The sequence below is a fragment of the Bradyrhizobium sp. SZCCHNR1043 genome, from assembly GCF_032489675.1.
Taxonomy (GTDB): domain Bacteria; phylum Pseudomonadota; class Alphaproteobacteria; order Rhizobiales; family Xanthobacteraceae; genus Bradyrhizobium.
On record NZ_JAUEYN010000009.1, the window covers coordinates 89,670 to 113,497 of the forward strand.

Here is a 23,828-nt window from a genome sequence, read left to right on the forward strand (position 1 = left end):
GAGGCGTTCGTATCGTTGGCGCGAACGGCGCTCGACCATGGCGACGTGACAAACGTTAACAGGGCTGTGCTAATGACCAGCAGATTGGAACGAAGTCGCAATGTCTGATCCCGTAGATTTCCGTTATGACGTTTGAGATTGTCCAGATCGTTCAAGAGATAAGCAATGCCGGCGGCGTGGAAACCGTTGCTATCGAGCTGGCGCGCGTTTTCGGCCGGAATGGTTTATCGAACGTCGTGCTCGCGAGCGCCGTCGCGGACAATCTCGAACACACGATAAGGGTCGAGCGCGTTGCGCCATGGCTGGCGCGGATTCCGACTCGCGGACTGTTTCGGCACATCGGCCGCGCCGTGGTCGTGCCGCTGTTCACGCTCGCCGCGACACGGGCGCTGGCGCGGCACCCCGATGCCGTCGTCGTCAGCCACGGCGATAGTCTCAAGGGCGACGTGCTGATCGTGCATGCGGTCAATGCGCAGAGCCTGGCCGAGAAGCGCGCCGCCGGCAGCTGGCGCTGGATGCTCAACCCGATGCATCTGTGGGTCGCGCTGCGCGACCGATTCATGATCGGAGGCCTGCGGTATCAGGCGTTCGTGGCGGTGTCCTCCCGCGTCACCGCGGAGCTGCAGCGCTTCTTCCGCGTGCCGGCCGCCCGCATCCATGTCATCTCCAACGGCATCGATCTCGCGCGCTTCAAGCGCGACGCCGTCGGCGGCCAGGCCATCCGGCGCGAGTTCGGCATCCCGGAGAACGCGCGCCTGCTGCTGTTCGTCGGCCACGAATTCAACCGCAAGGGACTGGCGCATGCGATCGGCGCGCTCGATCGGCTCGGCAACGACGTCTGGCTGCTGGTCGTCGGCTCGGACAATCCCGCGCCCTACCGCAGACTGGCGCGTAACGCCCAGCAACGACTGATCTTCGCCGGCCCACGCTCGGACCTGCCGGCGCTGTACTCGGCGGCCGATGCCTTCGTGCTCCCCACGAGCTATGAGACCTTCTCGCTCGTCTGCATGGAGGCCATGGCCTGCGCGGTGCCGGTGTTCGCAACGCCGGTCGGCGGAATCGAGGATTATCTGCACGACGGCGTCAACGGCTTCCGCATCGCGGCCGACGCCGACGACATCGCCGCCAAGCTCGCGGCGGTCTTCGCCGATCCCGCACTGATGCGCCGGCTGCAGGACGGCGCCCATGCGACCGCGCAGACCTATGGCTGGGACCAGATCGGGCTGCAATACATCGAGCTGCTCAAGCAGATCGATGCCGCCAAGCGACAGCCTGGCCGCGCAGCGATTGCACTGCCGCTGAAGGCCTAGCTAATTCGTCTGCAGCCGCTGTGGGCGGGCGAGGCGGGATGCGGTTCTCGACTGATGGGCCGCACGGCATGCCGTTTCAATCGCCGCCGCGACCGCATCATAGGTGAAGCGCCGGAGCACGTTTGCGCGGGCCGCCTCACTGCGAACGGCGAGCTCCGCCCACTGGCCGCTGAGCTCATCGATGAGCCGACACAGGCTGCCGGGATCCTGCTCCGGCACGATCCAGCCGCCGTCGCCGACGACATCCGGAATCGCTCCGCAGGTTGATCCGATCACCGGAATGGCGCAGGCCTGGGCCTCGATGATCACCCGGCCGAACTGCTCGCGCACCGCGTCCGTGGTTCGCGTCAGCAGCAGCAATGCGTCCAGGCCGCGCAGGAAGGCCGCGACCGCGGCGGGTGAAGCCCAGCCCTGGATCGTGACGCGCCCGTTCAAGCCGAGTTCGGCCACGCGCCGGCGCAGATGCGGCTCGTGCGGACCTTCACCCATGATGCTCAGCGTGGCCGCCGACTTGCTCCGTGCGAGCGCATCGAGCGCATCGTCGAGACCCTTCTCGGCCACCAGCCGGCCGACATAGCCGAGCCGCAGCGGCGAGCCGGTCGTCGCATTCGACGGATCATCTGCCGGCATGAAGGTCGCGAGATCGACACCATAGCCGATCGGGGTCACCGGACCCGTGTAGCCACGCGCCCTCACGACCTCAGTCGCATCGGGACTGCGCGACAGGATGTGAGCGGTGTGGCCGAGGACGAATTTGCGGATCGCCTCAAACGGCGGCGGCAGCCGTTTCAGGATGTTCTGGTCGACCTCGAGCACGAGCGCCGCACGACCGCGCAGCATCTGCGCCTGCAGCGCGACGATGCTCCAGGGCTCCTCCCAAAGATGAATCACGTCCGGATCGAGCTCGCGCAGCAGGCGGCGCAGCGCCGGATAGAAGTGCAGGTACCATTTCATCGGCCCGGCGTTCGGCAGCCGGATCGGAAGCCGATGGACGGGAAACCCTTCGTTGGAGTGAGGCGCGGTAATGGTGCGGCCGAATTCCTTCCACACTTCGGGCATCACAAGATGCAGATCGACGTCGGGCCGGGAGGCGAGATGGCGGTAGCGCAGCCGGCCGGCCTCGCTGCTGGTGGCAGGATGCGCAATCGAGACGATCCGCAAGCGGCCCCTGCTAGACACGGCCCATCACCTTCGCTGCAGTCCCGCTGAAGCCGGTGAGATGCAGCTCCATCGCCGCCAGCGTGCGATGCGCGCCGTTCATGGTGTTGCGCGGAATCGAAAACGCATCCTGCCCGGCTTTGACAAGGCCCTTGCGCGTGGTCGCAGCACTGGCGAATCCGGCCTGCCGCGCCAGCGCAAAGTCCCGCGGCCCGCAATCGGCGGCGCGCCCGTAAGGAAACGCGAAGTGCCGGACGTCGATGCCGAGCCGCTCGTTCAATCGCAGCCGCGCGCCGGCCAGCTCGCGCAGGGCGGCTTCCGGAGGCAGCGACGAGATGCGCGCATGCGAGACGGTGTGGGCTCCGATCTCGATGAGGGGATCCCCCGCCAGCGCTTCCAGCATGTCCCAGGAGATCGCATGTTTCCAATGCATTGCATCGATGTCGATGGCGTTGGCGGCACAGAACGCGGCGTAACGATCCGCGGCCTGCGGGCCATCCCAGCGCGAGGCGACCTGCGCAAACACCGCGCGGCGCTGCTCGGCGCTCGACAGCGCGATCCGCTCATCGTCGACCGTGACGTGGTCCCTGTGCAGCAGCGCATCCTCCAAGCCAGCGGCCCACAGCGGCAAAGTGCCGTCGGGAATGCCGGTCGTCACGAACAGCGTCACCGGCACCTTGTGCCTGCGGAACACCGGCACCAGCAGCTCGCACGTATCGCGGTAGCAATCATCGATCGAGAAGTTGACGTAGCGGCCGGGCGGCTCGGCGCTTGCCGGCCGGCGCAGCGCCTCGCTGATCGTCACGACATCCCAACCCTGGTCGAGGACATAGCCGAGGAAACGATCGAGAAAGTCGGCATCGACGTAGAAGTCGCGATTGGGCAGACGCTCCCATTGCTCCGCGGGCGCGGTGCGGTGGAAGGTCAGGCAGCAGCCGCGCGGGCCGAGCACACGATCGGCGGCCTTGGCGAGCGGAAGGACGAAGGCACCGGATGCCATCATGGCCTTGGCGGCAGCGAGGGCCAACAGGGTCAACTCAGCTCTCCCTTCATCTTGAACGTACGACGAACATGGCGGAGCGCCGTGCCCACCACGGCCGGCAGCAGGATGCCGATCGCGAAGGCCAGGCAGAGCATATAGGCCAATCCGCCGGCGAACAGGCGCGGCAGCAGGCCCGGCACGGAGGTCTGAATCATCAGGCCGAGCACGGCCATCAGTGCGGTCGGCAGCAGGGCCAAGCCGATCACGAGCAGGAGCTTTCGCGCATCGCCGAGCACGAACACCACGCCCGACAGCAGCACGAGGCTGCGGATCGCTTCGCCAACTCCGAGCAACTGCATGCCGGCCGCCGGCGACGGATCGAACAGCGGCATCAGCAGGTTGAAACCCATGTTGGCGAGATAGGCAGAGACGATGATCAGCGCGGCGACGCCGTTGCGCCCGGCGCCGTTGAGCAGGCGGATCAGGATCCAGCCGAGGGTCGCGGCCCAGACGCCGCAGGCGATGCCCTTGAGCGCATGCGAGGTCAGCAGCAGGGCCTCGTCGCCGAACGCGCCGCGGAAATAGATCAGGCGGACGATGTCGGTCGAGAAGACCAGCAGGAACGCCGAGGCCGGCAAAGTCAGTGCGAGCAGCGGCCGCAGCAGCGCCTCGGTCTGCGCGCGCGGATCGTGCGGGGCGTGCTGCGACAGCACGGCCATGCCGAGCGGCTGGCTGATCAGCAGCAGCGCGCTCTCGGTCAGCGAGCGCGCGTAGTCCAGCGAGGCGACGGCGCCCGTCGTCAGCCGCGACGCCGTGAAGCGCTCGATCCAGACATTGCCCTGCTCGGCCAGCGGCAGCGCAAGCAGGACGCGCAGCCGGCGGAAGAATTCGACACCCTTGTCGACCACCATGCCGGCGGTCAGGCCGGAGACGCTCAGCGCGCCCTCGCGCCACAGCGAGACCAGGCCCCAGGCGGCGAGGCCATTGAAAGCGACGGTGAAGGCGCAGGCGAGCATGTAGGCGTCGCCGGTCAGCACCAGCAGGCCGATTCCGCCGATCACTGCGACGTTGAGCAGGCTGGCGCGGACATTGGTCAGCCGCGTGCGCCCGAGCGCGATCTCGCCGGCCGCCAGAACGTTGAGGACCGCGGACGCCGGCATGCCGAACGCCATCATGCGCACGAAATGCAAAGTGAGCTCACGCCCCTCCGCCGAGAAGCCGCCGACGACGGCGTTCACCCAGAGCTCGCCCAGCAGCAGGATGATCGCGGTCACTGCGCTCGACACGATGGCAATGACGATCGTCAGCGCACCGAGGCTGCGCGCGGCATCCGGCCGCTGCAGCGCCTCGCGATGCATCGGGATCATGATCGCCGGCACGCTCTCGTTCTGCAGGAATGCGAGCGGGATGAGCACGGCCGCCATCGCGGCGCGAAAGCCGTCGGCGATGAGCGAGGCACCCAACACATGCGCCATCAGCACCTCGCGGCCGAAGCCGAGCATCTTGCTCGCCAGCGCACCGCTGATCAGCAGCGCGCTGAAGCGCTTGAGCGAAGGACCGGAGGCGCTCATGCGGCTTCCTCCGACACGGCCGGCGGCCCTTTCCATCGCGCAGAGACTTGTCCGTCCTCGAGCAGTTTCGGCCACGACAGCACCGGCGCGAGAATGGCGAACAGCGGGCCGAGCGGATCGTAGTCCGCGACGAGATCGACCATACGCCGCTCGGAGGACGGGGCAGGTGTGACGATCGTGCTCACACCGCCGCTCCCGCACCGACATTGCGGATCAGAAGCCCGATCGAGTCCAGCATGCGGGCAAGACTGTAATGGGTGCGCGCGCGGCGCGACGCGTAGTCGAGCTGTGGCGCGAGGATCTCGGGTTGAGCCAGCACCGCGTCCAAAGCCTCGGACAGCGCACGCGCATCACCAGGCGGCACGAGCAGGCCGGCCCGGCCATGTTCGAGGATGTCCGGCGCAGCGCCAGCGTCAGTGGCAATCACCGGCACGCCGGCGAGCATCGCTTCGACCAGGGTGCGGCCGAACGGCTCGGGATCGATCGACGGATGCACCATCGCGTCCACCGCCTGCATCAGCAGCGGCACGTCGCTGCGATGCCCAAGGAAGTGAACGCGATCGCCGAGGCCCAGCTCCGCGACCAGCCGTCTCAGGTCAGCCGCGTAGTCCTGCTCGCCGAACAGGGCATCTCCGACGATGATGCCGTGAACACCCGACAGTTTGGCCAGCGCTTCGATCAGGACGTGCTGGCCCTTCCACTGGGCGAGCCGGCTGAAGACGCCGACCAGAGGTGCGGACGGCAGGCCGAGTCGCTGCCGCAGCTCCTGCCGCGATGCGGGCACGGGTTCGACGGCGAGGCCATTGGGCACGATCTCGACGAGAGAGCGTCGACCTCCGGCCTCGATGAAGGCGGCTGCGGCGGCTTCGGAGGGGACGACGACCTTCGCCGCGAAGCGGTTGGCGAGAAAGATCTGCATGCGACGCTGCAGCGCGCCGAAGTGAGCCGGGCTGATGATGTCGTGCAGATGCCAGATCAACGGCCGCCGTGCCGCGATGTTGGCGATGGCCGACAGGACAAAGGCCTTCTGCGAATTGGCATAGAAGACGTCATGCTTGCGTGCGACATGCGCGAGCTCCGCGGTGATTGCCGCGAGTCGACCGAACAGCGGCAGCGCCTTGAGCCACGAACTGTCGCGTCTGAACTGCCCCAGGCCGCGGCCCCAGCGCGACGTGATGACCGACATCCCGCGCTCAGCCAGCACTTGGCCGAGCGGGCCCGGCTCGAACAGGAACACCGATGAATTCTTGCGGCCCTGGACGACATCGAGCAGGATCAACTCGGCGCCGCCGATCTGCCCGGTGTGATCGACGAACAGGACACGCTCGGTCGACATCACCCGGCTCCGGCGTAGGCTGCCACGGGCGCGGTCTGGACCACAGGCGTGCTGCGGTGCTCGACGTCGGTCATGGTGACGACGATGCCGACATCGCGGGCTCCGAGTGCCCTGCTCCTGTTCACCGTCACGACCGCCGGCTCGATCAACGACCGGTCACTGCGGACACAGACGATCGCCCAGTCCGTACCGGCAAGGAAGTCGTTCCGTTGCGACGGCAACGGCGTGTCGACGATCACGGCATCATAGCCATCGAGACCAGCGAGGAGACCGTCGAGGCTGATCGCGTCGAGAATGTCGCCGACCGGACCGGTCGTCGCACCAATCGGCAGCACGTCGAGCGAGGGATGCGCGGTCGGCAGAATCATGTCCCGGAGCGGCGTCCCGCGCTCCAGCGCGCCGAGCCATCCGGGGCTTGCCGGCAGGGCCATGATCTCGGCAAAGGCGGGATGCGAGACGTCGCACTCGACGACCAGCACGCGCCGGCCTGCGGCCGCGAGGTGCTCTGCCAGCGCACAGGCCGTGGTCGTCTTGCCATCTCCTGCATCGGGAGAGGTCACGACGATGCGCTGCGATCGCGCGGACCGCTTCAAACCGAGTTCGTGGACGAGATCATGCAGCGCATGCTGAAAATCGGTGTCCTCGGAGGCGAGGCGCAAGACGCGCGGGATCGCCAGCGGTTGATGGCCTTGCAGGATCGCGCCGAGCGCCGACATCTCGCGCAGGCTCTTCAGGCGCGGCAAGCAGGCCAGGATCGAAACGTCGGCGACGCTCGGGAGATGAGAGCTTCGTTCGGGCGGTGGCGTCGCCGTCTCCGGTGCGGTCGCACTCTCGGCCAATTCAGGGACGATGGCCGGAGCTTCGTCGACAGCGGGCGCCTCGACCTGCTGGGCCGGCGCTTCCGGAGTGACGGGCACGGGCAGGCTGATCAGGCGCGCGCCGAGCTGATCGGCGAGCAGCGCAGCACCGACGCCGAAGATCAATGCGAGCGTCATGCCGGCGGCGAGGAATGGGATCTTCTTCGGGAAAAACGGCTTGCTCGGCAGCTCGGCAAGGCTGACGAGACGCGTGCTGCCGCGCAGGACGCGCCGCTCGGTCTCGAGCTCGCTCGCCTTCTTGTAGAGCTCGGCATATTGCTGGCGCTTGATCTCGGTGTCGCGCACCATGCTCTCGATGGAGGCCTCATCCAGCGTGGCCGAGCCGGCCTCCGCCTTGGCGGTCTCCATCTGCTTCTTGAGCGAATTGACCAGCGCGGTGTTGGCATCGAACGCCTTCTGCGCGCTGGCCGCGATCGACTGCATCTCCTCGACGAGACGTTGCTGGATGCTCGCCTGCTCGCGGGTCAGCGCCAGGATCGACGGGTGTTTCGGACCGAGCACGCCGGCGGCGCTCGCGAGCTGCGCGCTCACTGTCGTGAGCTGCTGCTTGAGGTCGGCGATGGTCCGGCTCTGCAGCACCGAAGGCGCATCGGTCGGGCCGCGCTCCTGCTCCGACTTGATCTCCTGCAGCCGCGCCGCAGCCTCGGCCCGCGCGGCCTCCGCCTGCGACAATTGCTGGCCGATGCTCGTCAGCCGCTCCGAGGAGATCGGCGCGTTGGCGCCGCGCATCAGCCCCTTGGTGCGGCGGAACTTCTGGATCTTGTCATCGGCCTCGCGCAGCTGCTGATCGAGCTGCTTCAGCTCCTGCCACAGCCAGGAGCTCGCGACCTCGCGGCTGTTGGCGCCTTCGGTACGCTGATCCTCGAGAAACGTCTGCGTCAGTGCGTTGGCGAGCGTCTGCGCGACGTCGGGGAGACCCGACTGATAGGAGATGTTGATGACGCGCGAGCGGCCGGCGGAGGCGACGCTGAAACGGCTCTCGACGTGGTCGATGAACGCGCCGACATCCGTCTTGAGACGCTGGCACGCATCCGTCGAGCCGAGCAGGCGGCCGCGCTCGCATTCGCTGACGACCGCGTCGGCAACACCCGGCGACGAGATGATCTGCCGCAGCAGGCGCGGCGAGCGGATCACGAGCAGCTGGCTTTCCATGTCGGCGGGGTCGCCGACCTTCTGCGCCCACGCCGCCGAGGTGTTGGCGCCGGGCTCCTGCTCGGCGATGATCACCGAGGCGGTGGCGAGATAGCGCACCGGCAATACGACGAGGGCGATCACCGCAATCGCGAGGACGGCGCCGGCCACGATGGCGAACACGCCGCGACGGCGCCAGATCCGCCCCAACGCGTCGAGGCCGGACAAGGCTTCCGTAAGACCCGCCTGCCTCATGATCTGCACCCGCACCACATCCGAACGTTACGCAATCAGCCGTGTCGCGCGGCCCTGATGTCCCGCACGGAAATGCTCGAGCTCCTCGTTGACCGCCGCGACGAACTGGCTGCGGAAGCGCTCGGCCGAGAAGAAGCCGGCGCGCTGGCGGCAATCGAGACGCGAGATCGACTTCTCCTTGGCCACGAACGATCGCACGCAGGCCGCGATCGCCGCAGGCTCGGGCGAGCCGAAGAACATGCCGGTCGGCCGCGGCCCCGTGGTGAGGATCGACTCGCGCGCACCGCCGCGGCCCAAGGCCAGCACCGGCGCACCTTCCGACTGCGCCTCGACCGGGATGATGCCGAAATCCTCTTCCGCGGCGAACACGAAGGCGCGGGCGGTGGTCATGATGTCACGCAGCTGCTTGTCGGGCACGAAGCCGGCGAACTTGACGTTCGGCCCCGCGATCGCCTTCAGACGCGCGGCCTCCGGGCCGTCGCCGGCCACGACCAGCTCGAGGTCCGGCATGGTGTTGAAGGCGCGCACGATCGGCTCGATGCGCTTGTAGGGCACCAGCCGGCTGGCGGCGAGGAAGTGGTTGCCGACCGGCAGGATCGCATCGCGCTGCGCGATGGTCACCGGCGGATAGATCACCTTGGCATCGCGGCCGTAGATCTTCTTGATGCGGCGGGCGACGAACTGCGAATTGGTGAAGATGGCGTCGGGACCGTGCGCGGTGCGCGCATCCCAGATCCGCATCTTGTGCAGCAACGCGCGGGCGATGAGGCCCTTGATGCCGGTGGCGTAGCCGCTCTCCTGAAGATACTGGTGCTGCAGGTCCCAGGCGTAGCGCATCGGCGAATGCACATAGGCGACGTGAACCTGCTCCGGCCCGGTCAGCACGCCCTTCGCCACCGCGCAGCTCGAGGAGATCACGAGATCGTAGCTCGACAGGTCGAGCTGCTCGATCGCGAGCGGCATCAGCGGCAGGTAGGAGCGGTGATACTTCCGCAACAACGGCATCTTCTGCAGGAAGGTGGTGTGCGACTTTTCGAATCCCAGCTTGGCGCGGTCCTCGGGACGCAGCAGGTCGAACAGCGTGAAGACGTCGGCGCCGGGATAGCAGCGCAAGATCTCCTGCAGGACCTTCTCGGCGCCGCCGAGAACGTAAAGCCAATCGTGGACGATCGCCACGCGCATCGCACTCTCCCAATTCCCGGGGTATTTAATAAAACCCTTAAGGGAGGTATCCACGCGCACAACCAATTCCTAAACTTCTAGTTAATCGCCCTTGTCCTCCGACCCGTCGAATGAGCCATGATCAGGTAGGGATCGGTTAAGGATTTGCCAGCCGCTCCGCGTCTCATGTCGCGACAGGATCGTGCCGGACGCGAACGCCTGATGCGCGGCGGTCCCGCTTCGGCACACTCCAACACCCTAGGCCGTCTTGCTTAACAGGCCCTTGCCGTAGCGGACGCTCACCCGGTCCACCCTCGCCGCACACGATCGTGATCGCGCGCGTCCCGATCAGCCGGCGATGGCGAGCTGCGCGATCGCGTAGCCATGGCGGATCACGCGGTTCAGCACGGGATCGGCGAGCTCGAACTCGAAGCGGTCGGCGGGGCGGATGCCGCCCTTGGCGGCAAACGTGCCGCCGAACATCGCGGTGCCCTCGGGCAGGCCGGCCTCGCCGTAGCGGCGCGCGATCAGGTCGAGAGGCGCCAGCATGCCGCTCAGCGCGCCCTCCTGGTACAGCACCCGCTCGCCGCCGATGGTCGCGAACGCGCGCAGCATCAACTGGTCCCAATGCGCGGCGACGTCGTCGACCAGCCACAGCTCCGGCGCCACCGGCTTGTCGCACATCTGCTTGGAGACGGTGATGTTGTAGGTCTCGACCTTGCGGTCGGTATGGTCGGAGCCGACGCCGACCAGCAGTTTGCCGCGCGATTTCACCAGCACGAACTCGACCTCGCCGGAGGACTCCCCGCCGCTGACCTCGATGCTGTCGGATGTGGTCAGCCGGCTGGCCGCGGCCTCGTAATAGATCGGCGTCGTCGCCGGCCGGGGAATGCCGAGCTCTTCCAATTCGGCGATGTGCTTGTCGCGCGCGACCGGATCGCGCCCGGTCCAGCCGGCGATGACGAGGCGGCTCAGCGTGATCTGCTGCCGCGTCGCCCCGCCGCCTGCGTGAACCAGGAATTCGATTGTCGTGCCGCTCATCGTCTCATCGCCTCTGTCCCGTCAGACCGCCGCTTAGCCGCCTCGCCGCGCGCTGGCAAGCGCCGCGCGTCACTCGTGCTCGGTCTTCTCCGCCTCGTGGTCCTCCTTCAGATGCCGCTTGCGGATCTGGTGGGTCGTGAACCAGATCAGCGCGATGGCGACCGGCACGAAGGCGGCGGTGGCGAGCGTCGGTTCGACCGGCAGGCCGCTGTCATGTGCGCCCTTGGCGAGATAGCCGAACAGGCTGACGACGTAATAGCCGATCGCGGCCACCGACAGGCCTTCGACCGTGCTCTGCAGGCGCAACTGCAGCTTGGTGCGCTCGTTCATCGAGCGCAGGAGGTCGCGGTTCTGCTGCTCCAGCTCGACATTGACGCGGGTGCGCAGCAGATCGGCGGCGCGCGCGAGCTTGAGCGACAGGTTCGACTGCCGGCCCTCCAGCGCGTTGCAGGTGCGCATCGCCGGCGCAGTGCGCCGCGCCAGGAACGACGACCAGCTCGAATACGGCGCGACCGGCTCGCCCTCGATCACCGACAGGCGCGCCTGCACCAGGTCGTAATAGGCGCGGCTCGCGCCGAACCGGAACAGGCTGCCGGTGGCGCCGCGCTCCAGCAGCGCTTCGAGCTCGGTCAGCTCGCGGAGCAGGTGGTTGTTGAGCTTGAACGATTGCGCGCCCTGCATCTCCGCGAGCACCTCGACCAGACGGCGCTCGATGCGGTCGACGTCCGGCGCCAGCGCCAGCGCCGCCGGCAGGCCGAGCAGCGCCAGGGTGCGGTAGGTCTCGAGCTCCAGCACGCGCTGCACCAGCGCACCGAGCCGCTCCGGCGTCGGGCCATCGGCGCAGACCAGGATGCGGGTGAAGCCGTCGTCGTCGAGGCGGAAGTCGGAGGCGACCGCGCCGGCGCTGCCCTTGATCGCAACGATGGCGAGGCTGCTCTTGTCGAAGATCTCCTCGGCGCGCGCCACCGGATCGGCCGCATTCTCGACCTCGAGCTTGACCGCGACCAGCAGTTCGCCGGCCTGCGGCAGCGCCGCGATCAGCGCCTGCAGCTCGGGCGCGATGGCGCCGAAGCGGCGCGGGCCTGAGTCCGCGGGCGGGCTCCAGATCCAGGTCAGCGTGGCGAATTCCGAATGCTGCTCGAAGCGCAGCCTGACCGGGCCGAGATCGATCTGGTGATGCTTCACGCCCGGCTCCGGCGGCAGCGCACCATGCTGCGCGCAGAACGCGGCGAGGCTGGCGCGGTCGGTCGCCGCGCTGTCGCCATCGACGCCTTTCCTGGCCATGAAGGCGAAGCGGATCACCAGCACCGGCTGCGTCAGCGGCGTGAACGGCCGCGCATGCACCTCGTTCAGCACGCTCTCGCGCAGCGCGTGCGGCGTGAAGGCGGACTTGTCGAGCGACGTCATCGGCAGAGCCCACGCGTGAGAGCGACACCTGACGCAGACGATTGCGCTGCGCCTGAATTGATCACCCCCATCATGCCGTGCATCCCCCTGACTTCCATTGTCGCCCGCCGCCGACGCGCCGGCAGCATGTGACACCACTGTAGTGCAATTCAATGACGGCGCCACGGCTGCGGCGATGTCGTGCGTGTTGGCGGCTTTCTCAGCGCGCCCCCCTCCGCCGCAATCACCGATGCGATGTTGCACGATGAGGAGCGGGCATTCATTCGATCGATCATGACCAGCGCACGGCTGGGCTACCCCCACCCCCGACCCCTCACCGCAAGGGGGAGGGGCGCATCGGCTTCGCGGTGAGAGGTCGAATCCGACGGCGGATGTCCGGGTGCGACCGGCGGTGGGCAGCGTGAGCAACACGCCCGTCGCCAGTCGCCGTCACCATCGCGCTTGAATGTAGTAACGTCTCTACATATGCTCTGCCGTCAGAGGGATAACGACCACTGCCAGGAGGCCGGCCATGACCACGCTGACCAGCCGCGAGTTCAACCAGGACACTGGCCGCGCTAAGAAAGAAGCGGCCAACGGGCCGGTGTTCATCACCGACCGCGGGCGGCCGGCGCATGTGCTGCTGACCATCGAAGACTATCTCCGCCTGGCCGGCGGCGGCATGAGCCTCGCCGACGCGCTGGCGCAGCCGGGGACCGATTTCGATTTCGAGCCGCCGCGCATCGCCGGGCCGATCGGCCGGCCCGCCGACCTCGACTGATGTTCCTGCTCGACACCAACGTCGTCTCCGAGCTCAGGCGCCGCGACAAGGCGAACCGCAACGTCGTCGCCTGGGCCGCAGCGCGGCCCGCCGCGAGCGTCTTCCTCTCGGCGATCTCGATCCTCGAGATCGAGTTGGGCGCGCAGCGCGTTGCGCGCAGAGACCCGATCCAGGGAGCTGCGCTGCGAGCCTGGATAGACCAGCATATCCTGACGCATTTCGACGGCCGGATTCTCGCCGTCGACACCGCGGTCGCGCAGCACTGCGCGCGCCTGCATGTGCCCGACCCGCGGCCCGAGCGCGACGCGCTGATCGCCGCGACAGCGCTGGTTCACGGGCTGACCGTCGTCACCCGCAACACCGCAGATTTCGCCGCCACCGGCGTCGCGCTCCTCAACCCGTGGAGCGATGCAGACGGGGCGCCCTGAGCCACGCCCGGAGCGCCGCGCATGCAGGGCACGCAGGCCAACCGCGCCCGCTCCGCAGAATCGTCACATCCGCCGCGTCGGCGAGATGTATTATGGATCTCGACCATCACACCCTACCTCTGTCTCATCCCACAGGACGTTTCATGACCCTCTCCTCCATCGTCGCGCGCGGTGTCGCGCTGGTTGGCAATGCGGCGCTGCAGTGGCGCAAGCTGCAGGGCGAGACGCCGCAGCCGGCGTGGGGGGCGCAGCCGCAGATCCCGGTGGCGAAGCCGCAGGGTCTGCTGCCGACCCTGAAGATGCCGACGGCGCGGGGCTGGCGCGACGGCGAGAAGCCGGTGGCGGCGGCGGGGCTGAAGGTGAATGCGTTTGCCACCGGGCTCGATCATCCGCGGTGGATCTATGTGATGCCGGACAAATCGGTGCTGATCGCCGAGGCCACCCAGATTCCGAGCCCGGTGCGCAACATGTTCGGCTATGCGATGCAGGCGACGATGCGCCGCGCCGCAGCGCTCGGCGTCAGCGCCAACCGCATCACCCGGCTGGTCGATGCCGATGGCGACGGCACCGCCGAGATCAGCAATGCCTTCATGGAAAATCTCAGCCAGCCGTTCGGCATGGCGCTGGTCGGCAACACCTTCTATGTCGGCAACACCGACGGCATCGTCGCCTTCCCCTATGCCGCGGGCGCGGAGCGCATCACGGCGCAGGGCAAGCGCCTCACCACGTTCAAGCCCGGCGGCCATTGGACGCGCAGTCTTTTGGTCAGCCCCGACGGCACCAAGCTCTATGCCGGTGTCGGCTCGCTCACCAACATCGCCGAACTGGGCTTCGAGGTCGAACAGGGCCGCGCCTGCATCTATGAGCTGGACATCGCGAGCGGCGCGAGCCGCATCTTCGCAGGTGGCCTGCGCAACGCGGTGGGGCTGGCGTTCGAGCCACAGACGCGGGTGCTGTGGACCGTCGTCAACGAGCGCGACGGGCTCGGCGACGAGACGCCGCCGGACTATCTCACCTCGGTGCGCGAGGGCGGCTTCTATGGCTGGCCCTATTGCTACTGGGGCAGGACGGTCGACGACCGGGTGCCGCAGGATGCGAGCCTGGTCGCGACCGCGCTGACGCCGGACTACGCGCTCGGCGGCCACACCGCCTCGCTCGGCCTGTGCTGGCTGCCGGCGGGCACCTTGCCCGGCTTCCCCGAGGGCATGGTGATCGGCCAGCACGGCTCATGGAATCGCAGCAAGCTGTCCGGCTACAGGGTCGTGTTCATTCCGTTCGAGAACGGCAAGCCGTCGGGCCCGGCGCGCGACATTCTCTCCGGCTTCCTGGCGCCGGACGAGAGCTTCTCCTATGGCCGTCCGGTCGGTGTCGTCATCGGGCCGGACGGATCGCTGCTGGTCGCCGACGACGTCGGCAACTGCATTTGGCGCGTGACGGGGGCGTGAGCCTCGCAAGCGAAGGCCGAGGCCGTGATCGGCCTCGGCCTTGCGCATGTGCCGCCATGCTCAGTCGTGGCCGTAGTACTGGCGATTGCAGTAGCGGCGGCCGGCTTCGTGCTTCGCCGCACGCTGGGCCGGGGTGGCGTTTGCCGGGATCAGGAAGTTGCCGCTCGCAAACAGCTGCAGGCAGTTGACGTAGTTCTTGTTGCCGAGCCATTCCCAGCCGGCAGACGCCGGCGATGTCGATGCTGACGCGAGCAGGCTCGCGCCCGCGACGATGGCGGCGGCGAAAAGACGAATGCTGGAAGTCATGACCTTGTCCCTCGTTGCTTGAGGCTGCTCCTGCAGCCCATGCGAGGATCATGACGGTCAGGGCGCGCTGCTTCCGTGACGGTCCGCACAGAGAGGGATGATGCCGCATGGACGGCGCCGCGGCGCTCCGCCGCGGAACAAGCATCACGCCCGCGACGTTGTCCGGCACAGCGACAGGAGAGTTCCATGGCCGACAATGTCAATCCCGATCGGAAGCAGCCGGGCGAGCATCGCGAAGGCAAGTTCCACTACAATCCAGGCAACCAGGCCGGCAAGACGGTCGAGGTCGGCAAGCCCGAGAGCGAGCAGGTCAACGACAAGGACCGCATCCAGAACCGCGAGAAGCCGCAGTCGCGGTGAGGCGGCCCCCTGGACTTGATTTCTCGTCATGCCCGGGCTTGACCCGGGCATCCATCGCTACCGCGACAAAGCAGCTGGATGGCCGGGTCAAGCCCGGCCATGACGGCGGAGAGAGGACCGCCGACCCTATCCCTCAAGCAGAAACGCCAGCGCTGCATCACACGGCGCCTCGACCTTCAGCGACAACAGCTCATCTGCGCGGGTGCGGCCGAGATTGACGGCGGCGATGGGGATGGCGCGGTCGGCGGCAGCGCGGACGAAGCGGAAGCCGGAATAGACCATGAGCGAGGTGCCGACCACGAGCATGGCGTCGGCCTGATCGACATGCCCGCGCGCCGTGGCGACGACGTCGCGCGGCACGGTCTCGCCGAAGAACACGACGTCGGGCTTGAGGACGCTGCCGCAGGCGTGACAGGCCGGCACGGTGAACTCAGCGAAATCGACACCGTCGAGATCGGCGTCGCCATCGGGCGCATCGGCGGCATCATGCGCCAGCCAGCGCGGATTGGCGTCCGCCAGCTCGTCCTGAAACTGGGCCCGCAACAGCGTCGCGCCGCAGCCCATGCAGCGGACGCGGTCCAGCCGGCCGTGCAGGTCGATGACATTGCTGGTGCCCGCGGCCTGGTGCAGCCGGTCGACATTCTGCGTCACCAGGAGCGAGCAGCGGCCCTGCGCCTCCAGCCGCGCCAGCGCATGGTGCGCGCCGTTCGGCTGGGCGCGGCCGAAGCGCCGCCAGCCGACCATGCTGCGCGCCCAGTAGCGCCGGCGCGTCTCCTCACTGCCCATGAAGGCCTGATAGGTCACCGGCGGCGTGCGCTTCCACTGCCCGTCATTGTCGCGATAATCGGGAATGCCGGAATTTGTGCTGCAGCCGGCGCCGGTGAGCACGACGATCCGGTGGTGGCTGTCGATGAAGGATTTTAGCGCGAGAGGATCGATCATGGCGCAGATGTAGGCGGCCAGGCCGGGCCGCGCCAGTCCGTCACCAGGCCAAGGTCCGTCAGGTCGTGCCGGGTGGCGGCACGGTCGCCAGCCAGTGCCGGGCGATGTCGGCGCGCGGCGCGATCCAGACCACGCCGCTGCCGGTGACGTGGGACAGGATGCGGTCGAGCGCGCCGATCCGGCCGGGGCGGCCGATCATGCGCAAATGAAGCCCGATCGAGAGCATCTTCGGCGCCGTCGCGCCCTCGCGGGCGAGCCAGTCGAAGGCGTCGATGACGTAGTCGGCGAAGTCGGCGCCGCGGAAGCGCGAGCCGTTGTAGAACTGCATGTCGTTGCTGTCGAAGGCATAGGGCAGCACCAGATGCGGGCGGCCGGCGACATCGACGTAGTACGGCAGGTCGTCATTGTAGGCATCGCTGTCGTAGAGGAAGCCGCCCTGCTCGACCAGCAGCCGCCGCGTGTTCGCGGACGCCGCCGAGCGCGTATGCCAGCCGAGCGGATGCTGGCCGGTGACACGCTGGATCGTCTCGACCGTGCGCGCGATCACGCGGCGCTCCTCGGTCTCGCCCATCCCGGCATGGCTCTGCCAGCGCCAGCCATGCGCCGACACCTCGTGACCGCGCGCCACCGCGTCGCGCGCCAGCTCCGGCGAGCGCTCGACGGCGCGGCCGCAGGCGCTGAGCGTGACCTTGACGCCATGGGCGTCGAACAGGTCCATGATGCGCCACCAGGCGGCGCGCGTGCCGTATTCGAAATGGCTGTCGATGCAGGGATCCGGCCCGTCGAGGCGGTGCACGACCTCGTAGATCGCCTCGTTGCTGGCGTCGCCATCGGACACCGAGAATTCGGAGCCTTCCTCGAAATTCACCACGAGCGACACCGCGACGCGGGCGCCATTCGGCCAGCGCGGATGCGGCGGGCGGCCGCCATAGCCCCGGAGATCGCGACGAAAGGCAGGCTGAGCGCTCATCATGTCAATCCGTAGTTCCGGCCATGCGATGCAGGCCCACGACGCGATCGCTGATCAGCAGCAGCACCAAGGTGCCGGCGAGGATGAGGGTGGAGAGCGCCGCGAGCGTCGGATCGGGCGCCTCCTCGATATATTGCAGCATGCGGATCGGCAGCGTTTTCGAGCGCACGTCGGTGAGAAAGATCGAGACGGGATAGTTGTCGAACGAGGCCAACAGGCTGAACAGGCCGGAGATCAGGAACGACGGCGCCAGCGCCGGCACCATCACGCGCAGCACGCTGCCGGAATAGGTGCAGCCGAGCGTGCGCGCGGCTTCGATGAGGGTGAAGTCGAAGCGCGAGAGGCCTGCGATCATCGTGCGGGCGACATAGGGCAAGGTCACCACGAGATGGGCTACCAGCAGCGCGCTCCAGGTCGCGGTGAAACCGATCATGCGGAAATACTGCAACAGCGCGATGCCGAGCACGAGACCCGGCATCATCAAAGGCGATACGAGCAGCGTCCCGATCGCGGTTGCACCCGGCAGTCTGCCCCGGGCGATCGCGATCGCGGCAAGCGTGCCGGCGACCAGCGAGAGCACGGTCGACAGCACGGCGATCTGCAGCGACAGAAATAACGACGGCCAGAAACCGTCGAGCCGCCCGATGCGGCCATACCAGCGCAGCGAGGCGCCCGACAGCGGCAGGTCGAACACGGGCGTCGGCGAGATTGACGCGGCCGCGATCACCACAAGCGGCAGCACCAGGAACAGCGCGAGGCCAATCGCGAGCAGCCAGCAGATGATGATGGCGACGCGCGTCATCATGTCGGCTCGCGCGACGGCAGCGTGCTGAGCGCGACGACGATGACCGCAATCGCCAACAGCACGACGCCGGCGGCGGCGCCGAAGCCGGGTTCGCGCGCCAGCAGATAGGCCTTGGCGATGGTGGTGGCGAGCGTCGGATATTTCTCGCCGATCAGAAGCGTCGGCACCACATAGGCCGACACCGCCAGCGAGAACACCAGCGCCACGCCGGCGATGATGCCGGGCAGGGTCAGCGGCAGGATGACGCGGAAGAACACCACGAGCGGCGAGGCACCGAGCGTCGCCGCGGCTTCCGCGTAGCGGCCGTCGAGCTGCGCCACCACCGCGTAGATCGGCAGCACCATGAACGGCAGGAAGATGTTGACGGCACCTGTTATCAGCGCGGTCTGGGTGAAGATCATGCGGATCGGATCCTCGATGATCCCGAGCGTGATCAGCACTGTGTTGATGAGGCCGTCGCTGCGCAACAGGATGGTCCAGGCGAACGCCTTGACGATGACAGAGGCTGCGAGCGGCAGGAACAGGGTCGCCAGCAGGACCGAGCGCAACGCGCCGCGGGCGCGGGCGAGCGCGAACGCTGCGGGATAGGAGATGAGGAAGGCGATCAGCGTCGTCAGCAGGCCGAGCCGCAGCGAATTCCAGATGATTCCGAGATAATAGGGCGTACCGAGCAGCCGCGTGTAGTTCGCCGACGTGATGCCGCCTTTGCCATCGAGCACGCTGACGCCGAGCAGCAGCGCCAAGGGCAGCACGAACACCAGCGCGATGATCAGCGCCGATGGCGCGACGAAGCCGAACGCGGCGAACCGCTCGCGATCCGGCGCGGGCTTAACAATCGGTGCTGGCAACACGGCGTCGGTCATGGTCAAGCTTCGGCGGCGAAGGCGAACGTCTCGGCGACGGGCCAGGCGAAGCGGACTTCGTCATGAACGCGCGGCAGCTCGGCCTCGCGGCCCGACAGCTCGGCCAGCAGGCTCGCGCCGGCGCCGGCATCGACATCCACGAGAGTTCGCGAGCCCTGAAACACGACAGAGCGCACCCGTCCGGCCGCGTCGCGACGATCACCGAGGCCCCGGGCTGAAACGCGCCGCGCGCCGACAGACGGCCGACCGGCGTCACGACGTCCACCGTGCCGTCATGCGCGTCGACCACCTGGCCCGCGATGCGCGTCGACAGTCCGACGAAGTTGAGCGCGAACAAGCTCGCAGGCCGGGCATAGAGCTCGCGCGGCGCGGCGAGCTGCTCGATGCGGCCCCTGTTCATGACCGCGACGCGGTCCGACATGGTCAGCGCCTCGTCCTGGTCGTGGGTGACGAAGATCGCGGTCGCCTTGACCTCCTGCAGCAGACGGCGCAGCTCGACCTGCATCTCCTCGCGCAGCTTGCGATCGAGCGCCGACAGCGCCTCATCGAACAGCAGCACGTCGGGCTCGACCGCGATCGCGCGCGCCAGCGCCACGCGCTGCTGCTGGCCGCCCGACAGCGCCGAGATGCGGCGGCCGCCGAGATGGCCGAGCTTGACCAGCGAAAGCGCGCGCTCCACCGCGCGATCGATCTCGGCCTTCGGCGTGCCGCGCACCTTCAGGCCGAAAGCAACGTTGCCGGCGACGGTGAGATGCGGGAACAACGCGTAGCTCTGGAACACGACGCCGACATTGCGTCGATGCGGCGGCACATGGGTGACGTCGCGCCTGGCGAGCGAAATCGTGCCGCTGTCCGGTGGCGCCAGGCCGGCGATGGCACGCAGCAAGGTGGTCTTGCCGCAGCCGGACGGGCCGAGCAGGGTGACCAGCTCGCCGCGCCGGATGGTGAGATCGACGCGATCGAGCACGGTCGCCGCACCGAAGCGCTTGGAGATTCCGCTGATGACGAGATGCGGCGCGGCGGTCATGTCATCTCCTTGCTCCAGCGATCGACCCAGCCGGCGCGGTTCTTGGCGATGAAGGCCCAGTCGGGCGCGAATAGCGAGGCCGGATCCGGATAGCCGGCCGGCAGCGGCGTCGCCTTGCTGGTCGGTGCGATGAAGGCCGTCTTGGCCAGGATGGTCTGCGCATCCGGGCTGAGATAGAAGTCGATCACGGCGTCGGCGAGATCGCCGGCCGGCGCGCCTGCGACCTTGGCGATGCCCGACGGCATCGAGAAGCCGCCATCCCTGGGGATCGCGAGATCGACCGGCGAGCCGTCGGCCTTGCGGATCAAGGTATAGGCCGAGAACTGGCCGCCGATCATCCAGGCCTCGCCCTGCTCCAGCAGATTGATCGCCTGCGGTGCGTTCGTATAGACGTTCAGCAGATTGGCCTTCAGGCTCTTGATCTTCTTGAATCCGGCATCGATCTCGTATTGCGCTTCCTTGTAGGGCTTGCCGGTCTCGAGATGCGCGGCGGCGAGCAGCGTCCAGAATCCTTCGGTGTTGGACAACGACGGCACGACGATCTTGGAGTCGTATTTCGCATCCCACAGCTCGCCCCAGCTCACCGGTGCCGTCTTCATCCGCCTGGTGGAATAGGCGATGCCGACCCACGGCTTCTGGTAGTTGGCCCACATGCCGTCCTGGTGCACCGCGTCGTCGACCAGCTTGCCGAGATTGGGAATCGCCGCCGACGACATCCTGGTGATCAGCCCTTCGGCCGCGGCCGGCAGCATCACCGGGTCGTCCATGATCACGACGGAGATCTTCGGGCTGGCCTTGTCGGCCTGCATCTTCTGCAGATTGGTCAGCGAGTTCGTCCCCTCGTAGAGCACCTTGCAGTCGAGCTTCTTCTCCAGCACCGGAAACAGATCGGCGTTGAAATATTTGGCGGCGCCGGCGGGGCCGCCGATCACGATCTCTTTGGGGGCGGCGCGCACCAGCGCGGGCGCGGCAAGGGTGCCGGCGAAGGCCGCACCGGTCTTCAGGAGGCTGCGGCGGGAGAAGGAGTGCATGAGAGGATCCCGTGTGAGCTGTCGCGTGGCGTGTCACCAGGATCAGCAAGCGCCGTGCCAAATGTGCACATTTTTTGATTCATCAATAAGATCATCGCTCTGAGCTATTTCTCGATCCGCTTCTCGACCGGCCCCTCCCCGGTCGCGAGCATAATGTGCACATTTTTTGGAGGTGACCTGCCGCGGCTTTGGGCCTAGCTACGGAGCATGGCGATGCGAGCGCAGCGAATCGGGAAGGCCAATCCCGCCGAGGACGAGGTGGTGTATCAGGCCATTCTGCGCGCGCTGCTGGAAGGCAAGCTCAAGGCCGGCACCAAGCTCGCCGAGACGCCGCTGGCCGCGGTCTTCGGCGTGTCGCGCGAGCGCATCCGCAAGGTGCTGCACCGGCTCGGCGCCGAGCGGCGGCTGGAGATGATTCCGAACCGCGGCGCGCGGGTGCCGCGGCCGACGCTTGATGATATCAGACGGGTCTATGAGGCGCATCGCGTGCTCGAGGCCGGCGTGCTCAGCCAGCTGGTGCTGCGGGTCGATGATCTCCTGCTCGCCCGGCTCGATGCGCATCTGGCAGAGGAGCACGCGGCGGCGCGGCGCGGTGATCGCGCGACCTCGGTGCGGCTGTCCGGCGCCTTTCATGTCCACCTGGTCGACGCGCTCGGCAATCCGGAATTGTCGCGCATGCTCGGCGACCTGCTCAGCCGCTCCTCGGTGATGGTGTCGGTGTACGAGCCGGCGGCGCAGTCGATCTGCGCGGTCGACGAGCACGGCGCGATCGTCGCGGCGCTACGCGACCGCGACCTGATGCGCGCGATCGCGGTGTCGCGCGAGCACTTCCTGCATGTCGAGGGCCGGCTGCGGCTCGACGAGTGCCCGGCGCCCGACGGCGCGGATCTCGCGGCGATCTTTGCGCCGGTCAAGCCACGCCGCAGGGTGCGATCAGGATTGTCTTGACGCTCCTGAGCGTCGGCCGTCACGTCCTCGGCGGGCTGTTCGGCGGCGCGCACCAGGGCAGCGCCATCCGTGGCATGTAGTGGCCGCTCCACGCGCAGACCTCCTCAGGCCCCCTGCGCTTGAGCGCCATCTTGACCGGCTCGGCCTGGCTGATGCCGACATGGAGCGCGAGCAGCGCCGCGCCGATCGGATAGGCGAAGCGGGAGAAGCGCAGGTCCGACAGACGATCGAGCAGGACCATGCCGGCGATGATGATCAGGGGATCGGTGAAGACGAAGTACTCGACCTTCAGCCCGCGGCGGACGCCGAGCGTGTCGATGCCGATGGCCGCCAGCATCAGGAGGACGGCTTGGATGGCCGCCTGCCGCTCACCGCGGCGCCAGGCCATGACGATGCCGGGGATGATCAGCCAGGTCATGAACACCGTGGGCCGCGCCGAAGTTTGCAGCACGAAGGTGTAGCGCCTGATGACCCCGAACAGCCCGGACAACAACAGCCCGATCGCACCGCTCAGGCTACCGGCGGCATCTGGCGCGTCGACAAAGGTGATCATCTTCTCCAGCGGATTGAGCACGACGACGACATCGTTGACGTCGTAGCTCAGATCCAGCGCGAGCAGGCCGATGGCGGCGCCGGCGACCATCGCCAGTAGCGCCGCAACAGTTTCGGCCGCGCTCACGCGCCACAGCCACGCGAAGACGACCATGCAGGCCGCGATCAGGCCGAGCAGCGCGAGCTGATAGACGCCGAAGCGGCCCAACAGCATGGGTTTGAGGCCGGCAGCCGTTGCGTTGACAGGATCGAAGCCGGCGACGATCAGGGGCCAGGCAGCGCTCATGGCGAGCAGCGCAGCGATCCCGGCGACCAGCACGGCCGCCCAGGCGCGCGGCGATTGCCAGAACGCCACGCTTCGGCTCGTCGCCGTGCCGAACGGCAGCACCAGCACGGGGATCGCGACGATCAAGAGGATCGCATGGACCTTGTTCTCCAGACCGAGCGTGCAGAGCGTGGCGGCGAGCCCGATCGCAAGCGGACGCGCGAGGCTGGCGCGGCGCGCCGCCACGATCAGGATCATCAGCGCGAGAATGCAGAACGACGCCGCCATCATCTCGCTGCGCAGGATGCGCAGATGCATCTGCACGCCGCCGGAAAATACGAAGGCCGTGACGGCGAGCATGGCGATGCGCCAATCGGACACCAGCCGGCGCGCCAGCCAGGCAAAGGCCAGGATGAGGCCCGCCGCCGTCAGCAGCGCGGCGACGCGTCCGGCATGGACGGCGCCGGTCATCGCGACATCGAAGACGGCGTGATCGGCGGGGATCGCCGACAATGTCCAGGCGTCGAGCAGGCCGAGCCGATGCAGCAACGCGAACCAGGTCTCGACCGACAGGATGGTGAGATAGGCCGGGTGATCGAAGAAGGCCTGCGCGCCGCCATCGTTGATCGCGAGCGCGTTGTAGATCACCATGAAGTCCATGTCGGCATTGCGCCAATAGACGGTGAAATAGCCGACGGCCAGGAATGACACGAGCGACAGCAGCAGCGCGACCGCGACGCCGCCGTGCCAGCCGAAGCGCGTCAGGCGATCGAAGGCGTCACGAGGCGGATTCGATGTTTTCGTAATCGTTTTCTTCGTCATGCGCGGGCTTGTCCCGCGCATCCACGTCGTCCTTCCTCGGCGAAAGAAGGCGTGGGAGGCCGGGTCAAGCCCGG

23 protein-coding genes and 1 pseudogene are annotated in these 23,828 nt (G+C 67.7%); 6 read left to right on the forward strand and 18 right to left on the reverse strand.

Annotation, left to right across the window (positions count from 1 at the left end; genetic code table 11):
* The first annotated feature begins 125 nt into the window (after window positions 1–125).
* Complete coding sequence (locus QX039_RS16935; RefSeq protein WP_315740801.1) at window positions 126–1,310, forward strand: glycosyltransferase family 4 protein; 1,185 nt, start codon at window positions 126–128, stop codon at window positions 1,308–1,310.
* Here the strand turns inward: QX039_RS16935 and QX039_RS16940 are convergent, their stop codons facing one another.
* The 9 genes from QX039_RS16940 to QX039_RS16980 all read right to left on the reverse strand — a co-directional run bounded on the left by QX039_RS16940 (window position 1,311) and on the right by QX039_RS16980 (window position 12,230).
* Window positions 1,311–2,489 (reverse strand): glycosyltransferase, encoded by a 1,179-nt coding sequence (locus QX039_RS16940; RefSeq protein ID WP_315740802.1) that lies wholly within the window; start codon window positions 2,487–2,489, stop codon window positions 1,311–1,313.
* Window positions 2,482–3,504, reverse strand: a complete 1,023-nt coding sequence (locus tag QX039_RS16945; RefSeq protein ID WP_315740803.1) for a polysaccharide deacetylase family protein — start codon at window positions 3,502–3,504, stop codon at window positions 2,482–2,484. The genes QX039_RS16940 and QX039_RS16945 overlap by 8 nt, the downstream gene beginning before the upstream one ends.
* On the reverse strand, window positions 3,501–5,021 hold the full coding sequence (locus QX039_RS16950) for a lipid II flippase MurJ (protein WP_315740804.1): 1,521 nt from the start codon (window positions 5,019–5,021) through the stop codon (window positions 3,501–3,503). The genes QX039_RS16945 and QX039_RS16950 overlap by 4 nt, the downstream gene beginning before the upstream one ends.
* Window positions 5,018–5,206, reverse strand: coding sequence for a hypothetical protein (locus QX039_RS16955; protein ID WP_315740805.1), 189 nt, complete (start codon window positions 5,204–5,206; stop codon window positions 5,018–5,020). Before QX039_RS16955 ends, QX039_RS16950 begins: the two co-directional genes overlap by 4 nt.
* On the reverse strand, window positions 5,203–6,360 hold the full coding sequence (locus QX039_RS16960) for a glycosyltransferase family 4 protein (RefSeq protein WP_315740806.1): 1,158 nt from the start codon (window positions 6,358–6,360) through the stop codon (window positions 5,203–5,205). The genes QX039_RS16955 and QX039_RS16960 overlap by 4 nt, the downstream gene beginning before the upstream one ends.
* Window positions 6,357–8,621: an exopolysaccharide transport family protein gene (locus QX039_RS16965; RefSeq protein WP_315740807.1), complete on the reverse strand. Its 2,265-nt coding sequence runs from the start codon at window positions 8,619–8,621 to the stop codon at window positions 6,357–6,359. The genes QX039_RS16960 and QX039_RS16965 overlap by 4 nt, the downstream gene beginning before the upstream one ends.
* Before the next feature lie 27 nt (window positions 8,622–8,648).
* Window positions 8,649–9,803 (reverse strand): glycosyltransferase, encoded by a 1,155-nt coding sequence (locus QX039_RS16970; RefSeq protein ID WP_315740808.1) that lies wholly within the window; start codon window positions 9,801–9,803, stop codon window positions 8,649–8,651.
* A 327-nt stretch (window positions 9,804–10,130) separates the two neighbouring features.
* Window positions 10,131–10,823, reverse strand: a complete 693-nt coding sequence (locus tag QX039_RS16975; RefSeq protein ID WP_315740809.1) for a DUF2848 domain-containing protein — start codon at window positions 10,821–10,823, stop codon at window positions 10,131–10,133.
* A gap of 69 nt (window positions 10,824–10,892) precedes the next feature.
* Window positions 10,893–12,230 carry a DUF3422 domain-containing protein gene (locus QX039_RS16980; RefSeq protein ID WP_315770517.1) on the reverse strand — a complete coding sequence of 446 codons (1,338 nt, stop codon included), beginning with the start codon at window positions 12,228–12,230 and terminating at the stop codon, window positions 10,893–10,895.
* Window positions 12,231–12,741: 511 nt separating this feature from the next.
* Here QX039_RS16980 and QX039_RS16985 point away from each other — a divergent pair.
* The 3 genes from QX039_RS16985 (at window position 12,742) to QX039_RS16995 (ending at window position 14,863) form a co-directional block, all read left to right on the forward strand.
* Complete coding sequence (locus QX039_RS16985) at window positions 12,742–12,990, forward strand: type II toxin-antitoxin system Phd/YefM family antitoxin (protein ID WP_315770518.1); 249 nt, start codon at window positions 12,742–12,744, stop codon at window positions 12,988–12,990.
* Entirely contained in the window at window positions 12,990–13,418 is a 429-nt protein-coding gene (locus QX039_RS16990; RefSeq protein WP_315770519.1) for a type II toxin-antitoxin system VapC family toxin, read from the forward strand. The genes QX039_RS16985 and QX039_RS16990 overlap by 1 nt, the downstream gene beginning before the upstream one ends.
* A 143-nt stretch (window positions 13,419–13,561) precedes the next feature.
* Complete coding sequence (locus QX039_RS16995) at window positions 13,562–14,863, forward strand: sorbosone dehydrogenase family protein (protein WP_315770520.1); 1,302 nt, start codon at window positions 13,562–13,564, stop codon at window positions 14,861–14,863.
* A gap of 60 nt (window positions 14,864–14,923) precedes the next feature.
* Here QX039_RS16995 and QX039_RS17000 read toward each other — a convergent pair whose 3' ends face one another.
* A complete protein-coding gene (locus tag QX039_RS17000) occupies window positions 14,924–15,169 on the reverse strand; it encodes a hypothetical protein (protein ID WP_315770522.1) in 246 nt (81 codons plus the stop codon).
* A gap of 186 nt (window positions 15,170–15,355) precedes the next feature.
* On the opposite strand from QX039_RS17000, the gene QX039_RS17005 reads away from it, so the two are divergent.
* A complete protein-coding gene (locus QX039_RS17005; RefSeq protein ID WP_315770523.1) occupies window positions 15,356–15,529 on the forward strand; it encodes a hypothetical protein in 174 nt (57 codons plus the stop codon).
* Between the two features lie 126 nt (window positions 15,530–15,655).
* On the opposite strand, the gene QX039_RS17010 is transcribed toward QX039_RS17005, so the two are convergent.
* From QX039_RS17010 to QX039_RS17040, 7 genes and pseudogenes are all read right to left on the reverse strand, one after another.
* Window positions 15,656–16,471: an NAD-dependent protein deacetylase gene (locus tag QX039_RS17010; protein WP_315770524.1), complete on the reverse strand. Its 816-nt coding sequence runs from the start codon at window positions 16,469–16,471 to the stop codon at window positions 15,656–15,658.
* A gap of 58 nt (window positions 16,472–16,529) precedes the next feature.
* A complete protein-coding gene (locus QX039_RS17015; protein ID WP_315770525.1) occupies window positions 16,530–17,441 on the reverse strand; it encodes a polysaccharide deacetylase family protein in 912 nt (303 codons plus the stop codon).
* 4 nt (window positions 17,442–17,445) lie between these two features.
* Window positions 17,446–18,246, reverse strand: a complete 801-nt coding sequence (locus QX039_RS17020; RefSeq protein ID WP_315770527.1) for an ABC transporter permease — start codon at window positions 18,244–18,246, stop codon at window positions 17,446–17,448.
* Window positions 18,243–19,109: an ABC transporter permease gene (locus QX039_RS17025; RefSeq protein WP_315770529.1), complete on the reverse strand. Its 867-nt coding sequence runs from the start codon at window positions 19,107–19,109 to the stop codon at window positions 18,243–18,245. Before QX039_RS17025 ends, QX039_RS17020 begins: the two co-directional genes overlap by 4 nt.
* Before the next feature lie 2 nt (window positions 19,110–19,111).
* Complete coding sequence (locus QX039_RS17030; RefSeq protein WP_315770673.1) at window positions 19,112–19,285, reverse strand: TOBE domain-containing protein; 174 nt, start codon at window positions 19,283–19,285, stop codon at window positions 19,112–19,114.
* A 419-nt stretch (window positions 19,286–19,704) separates the two neighbouring features.
* Window positions 19,705–20,136: pseudogene (locus QX039_RS17035) on the reverse strand (ABC transporter ATP-binding protein); the annotation flags it as partial.
* Entirely contained in the window at window positions 20,133–21,167 is a 1,035-nt protein-coding gene (locus QX039_RS17040) for an extracellular solute-binding protein (protein ID WP_315770531.1), read from the reverse strand. The gene QX039_RS17040 and the pseudogene QX039_RS17035, both read right to left, overlap by 4 nt.
* A gap of 207 nt (window positions 21,168–21,374) precedes the next feature.
* Here QX039_RS17040 and QX039_RS17045 point away from each other — a divergent pair, with 207 nt between their 5' ends.
* A complete protein-coding gene (locus QX039_RS17045; protein WP_315770533.1) occupies window positions 21,375–22,115 on the forward strand; it encodes a GntR family transcriptional regulator in 741 nt (246 codons plus the stop codon).
* 19 nt (window positions 22,116–22,134) lie between these two features.
* Here QX039_RS17045 and QX039_RS17050 read toward each other — a convergent pair whose 3' ends face one another.
* A complete protein-coding gene (locus QX039_RS17050) occupies window positions 22,135–23,754 on the reverse strand; it encodes a hypothetical protein (RefSeq protein WP_315770534.1) in 1,620 nt (539 codons plus the stop codon).
* Window positions 23,755–23,828: the final 74 nt, after the last annotated feature.

Coding starts and splice junctions, on each gene's coding strand:
- QX039_RS16935 (WP_315740801.1), top strand. CDS start 126: ATGACGTTTGAGATTGTCCAGATCGTTCAAGAGATAAGCAATGCCGGC.
- QX039_RS16950 (WP_315740804.1), bottom strand. CDS start 5,021: ATGAGCGCCTCCGGTCCTTCGCTCAAGCGCTTCAGCGCGCTGCTGATC.
- QX039_RS16965 (WP_315740807.1), bottom strand. CDS start 8,621: ATGAGGCAGGCGGGTCTTACGGAAGCCTTGTCCGGCCTCGACGCGTTG.
- QX039_RS16970 (WP_315740808.1), bottom strand. CDS start 9,803: ATGCGCGTGGCGATCGTCCACGATTGGCTTTACGTTCTCGGCGGCGCC.
- QX039_RS16975 (WP_315740809.1), bottom strand. CDS start 10,823: ATGAGCGGCACGACAATCGAATTCCTGGTTCACGCAGGCGGCGGGGCG.
- QX039_RS16980 (WP_315770517.1), bottom strand. CDS start 12,230: ATGACGTCGCTCGACAAGTCCGCCTTCACGCCGCACGCGCTGCGCGAG.
- QX039_RS16985 (WP_315770518.1), top strand. CDS start 12,742: ATGACCACGCTGACCAGCCGCGAGTTCAACCAGGACACTGGCCGCGCT.
- QX039_RS16990 (WP_315770519.1), top strand. CDS start 12,990: ATGTTCCTGCTCGACACCAACGTCGTCTCCGAGCTCAGGCGCCGCGAC.
- QX039_RS16995 (WP_315770520.1), top strand. CDS start 13,562: ATGACCCTCTCCTCCATCGTCGCGCGCGGTGTCGCGCTGGTTGGCAAT.
- QX039_RS17000 (WP_315770522.1), bottom strand. CDS start 15,169: ATGACTTCCAGCATTCGTCTTTTCGCCGCCGCCATCGTCGCGGGCGCG.
- QX039_RS17005 (WP_315770523.1), top strand. CDS start 15,356: ATGGCCGACAATGTCAATCCCGATCGGAAGCAGCCGGGCGAGCATCGC.
- QX039_RS17010 (WP_315770524.1), bottom strand. CDS start 16,471: ATGATCGATCCTCTCGCGCTAAAATCCTTCATCGACAGCCACCACCGG.
- QX039_RS17015 (WP_315770525.1), bottom strand. CDS start 17,441: ATGAGCGCTCAGCCTGCCTTTCGTCGCGATCTCCGGGGCTATGGCGGC.
- QX039_RS17020 (WP_315770527.1), bottom strand. CDS start 18,246: ATGATGACGCGCGTCGCCATCATCATCTGCTGGCTGCTCGCGATTGGC.
- QX039_RS17025 (WP_315770529.1), bottom strand. CDS start 19,109: ATGACCGACGCCGTGTTGCCAGCACCGATTGTTAAGCCCGCGCCGGAT.
- QX039_RS17040 (WP_315770531.1), bottom strand. CDS start 21,167: ATGCACTCCTTCTCCCGCCGCAGCCTCCTGAAGACCGGTGCGGCCTTC.
- QX039_RS17045 (WP_315770533.1), top strand. CDS start 21,375: ATGGCGATGCGAGCGCAGCGAATCGGGAAGGCCAATCCCGCCGAGGAC.
- QX039_RS17050 (WP_315770534.1), bottom strand. CDS start 23,754: ATGACGAAGAAAACGATTACGAAAACATCGAATCCGCCTCGTGACGCC.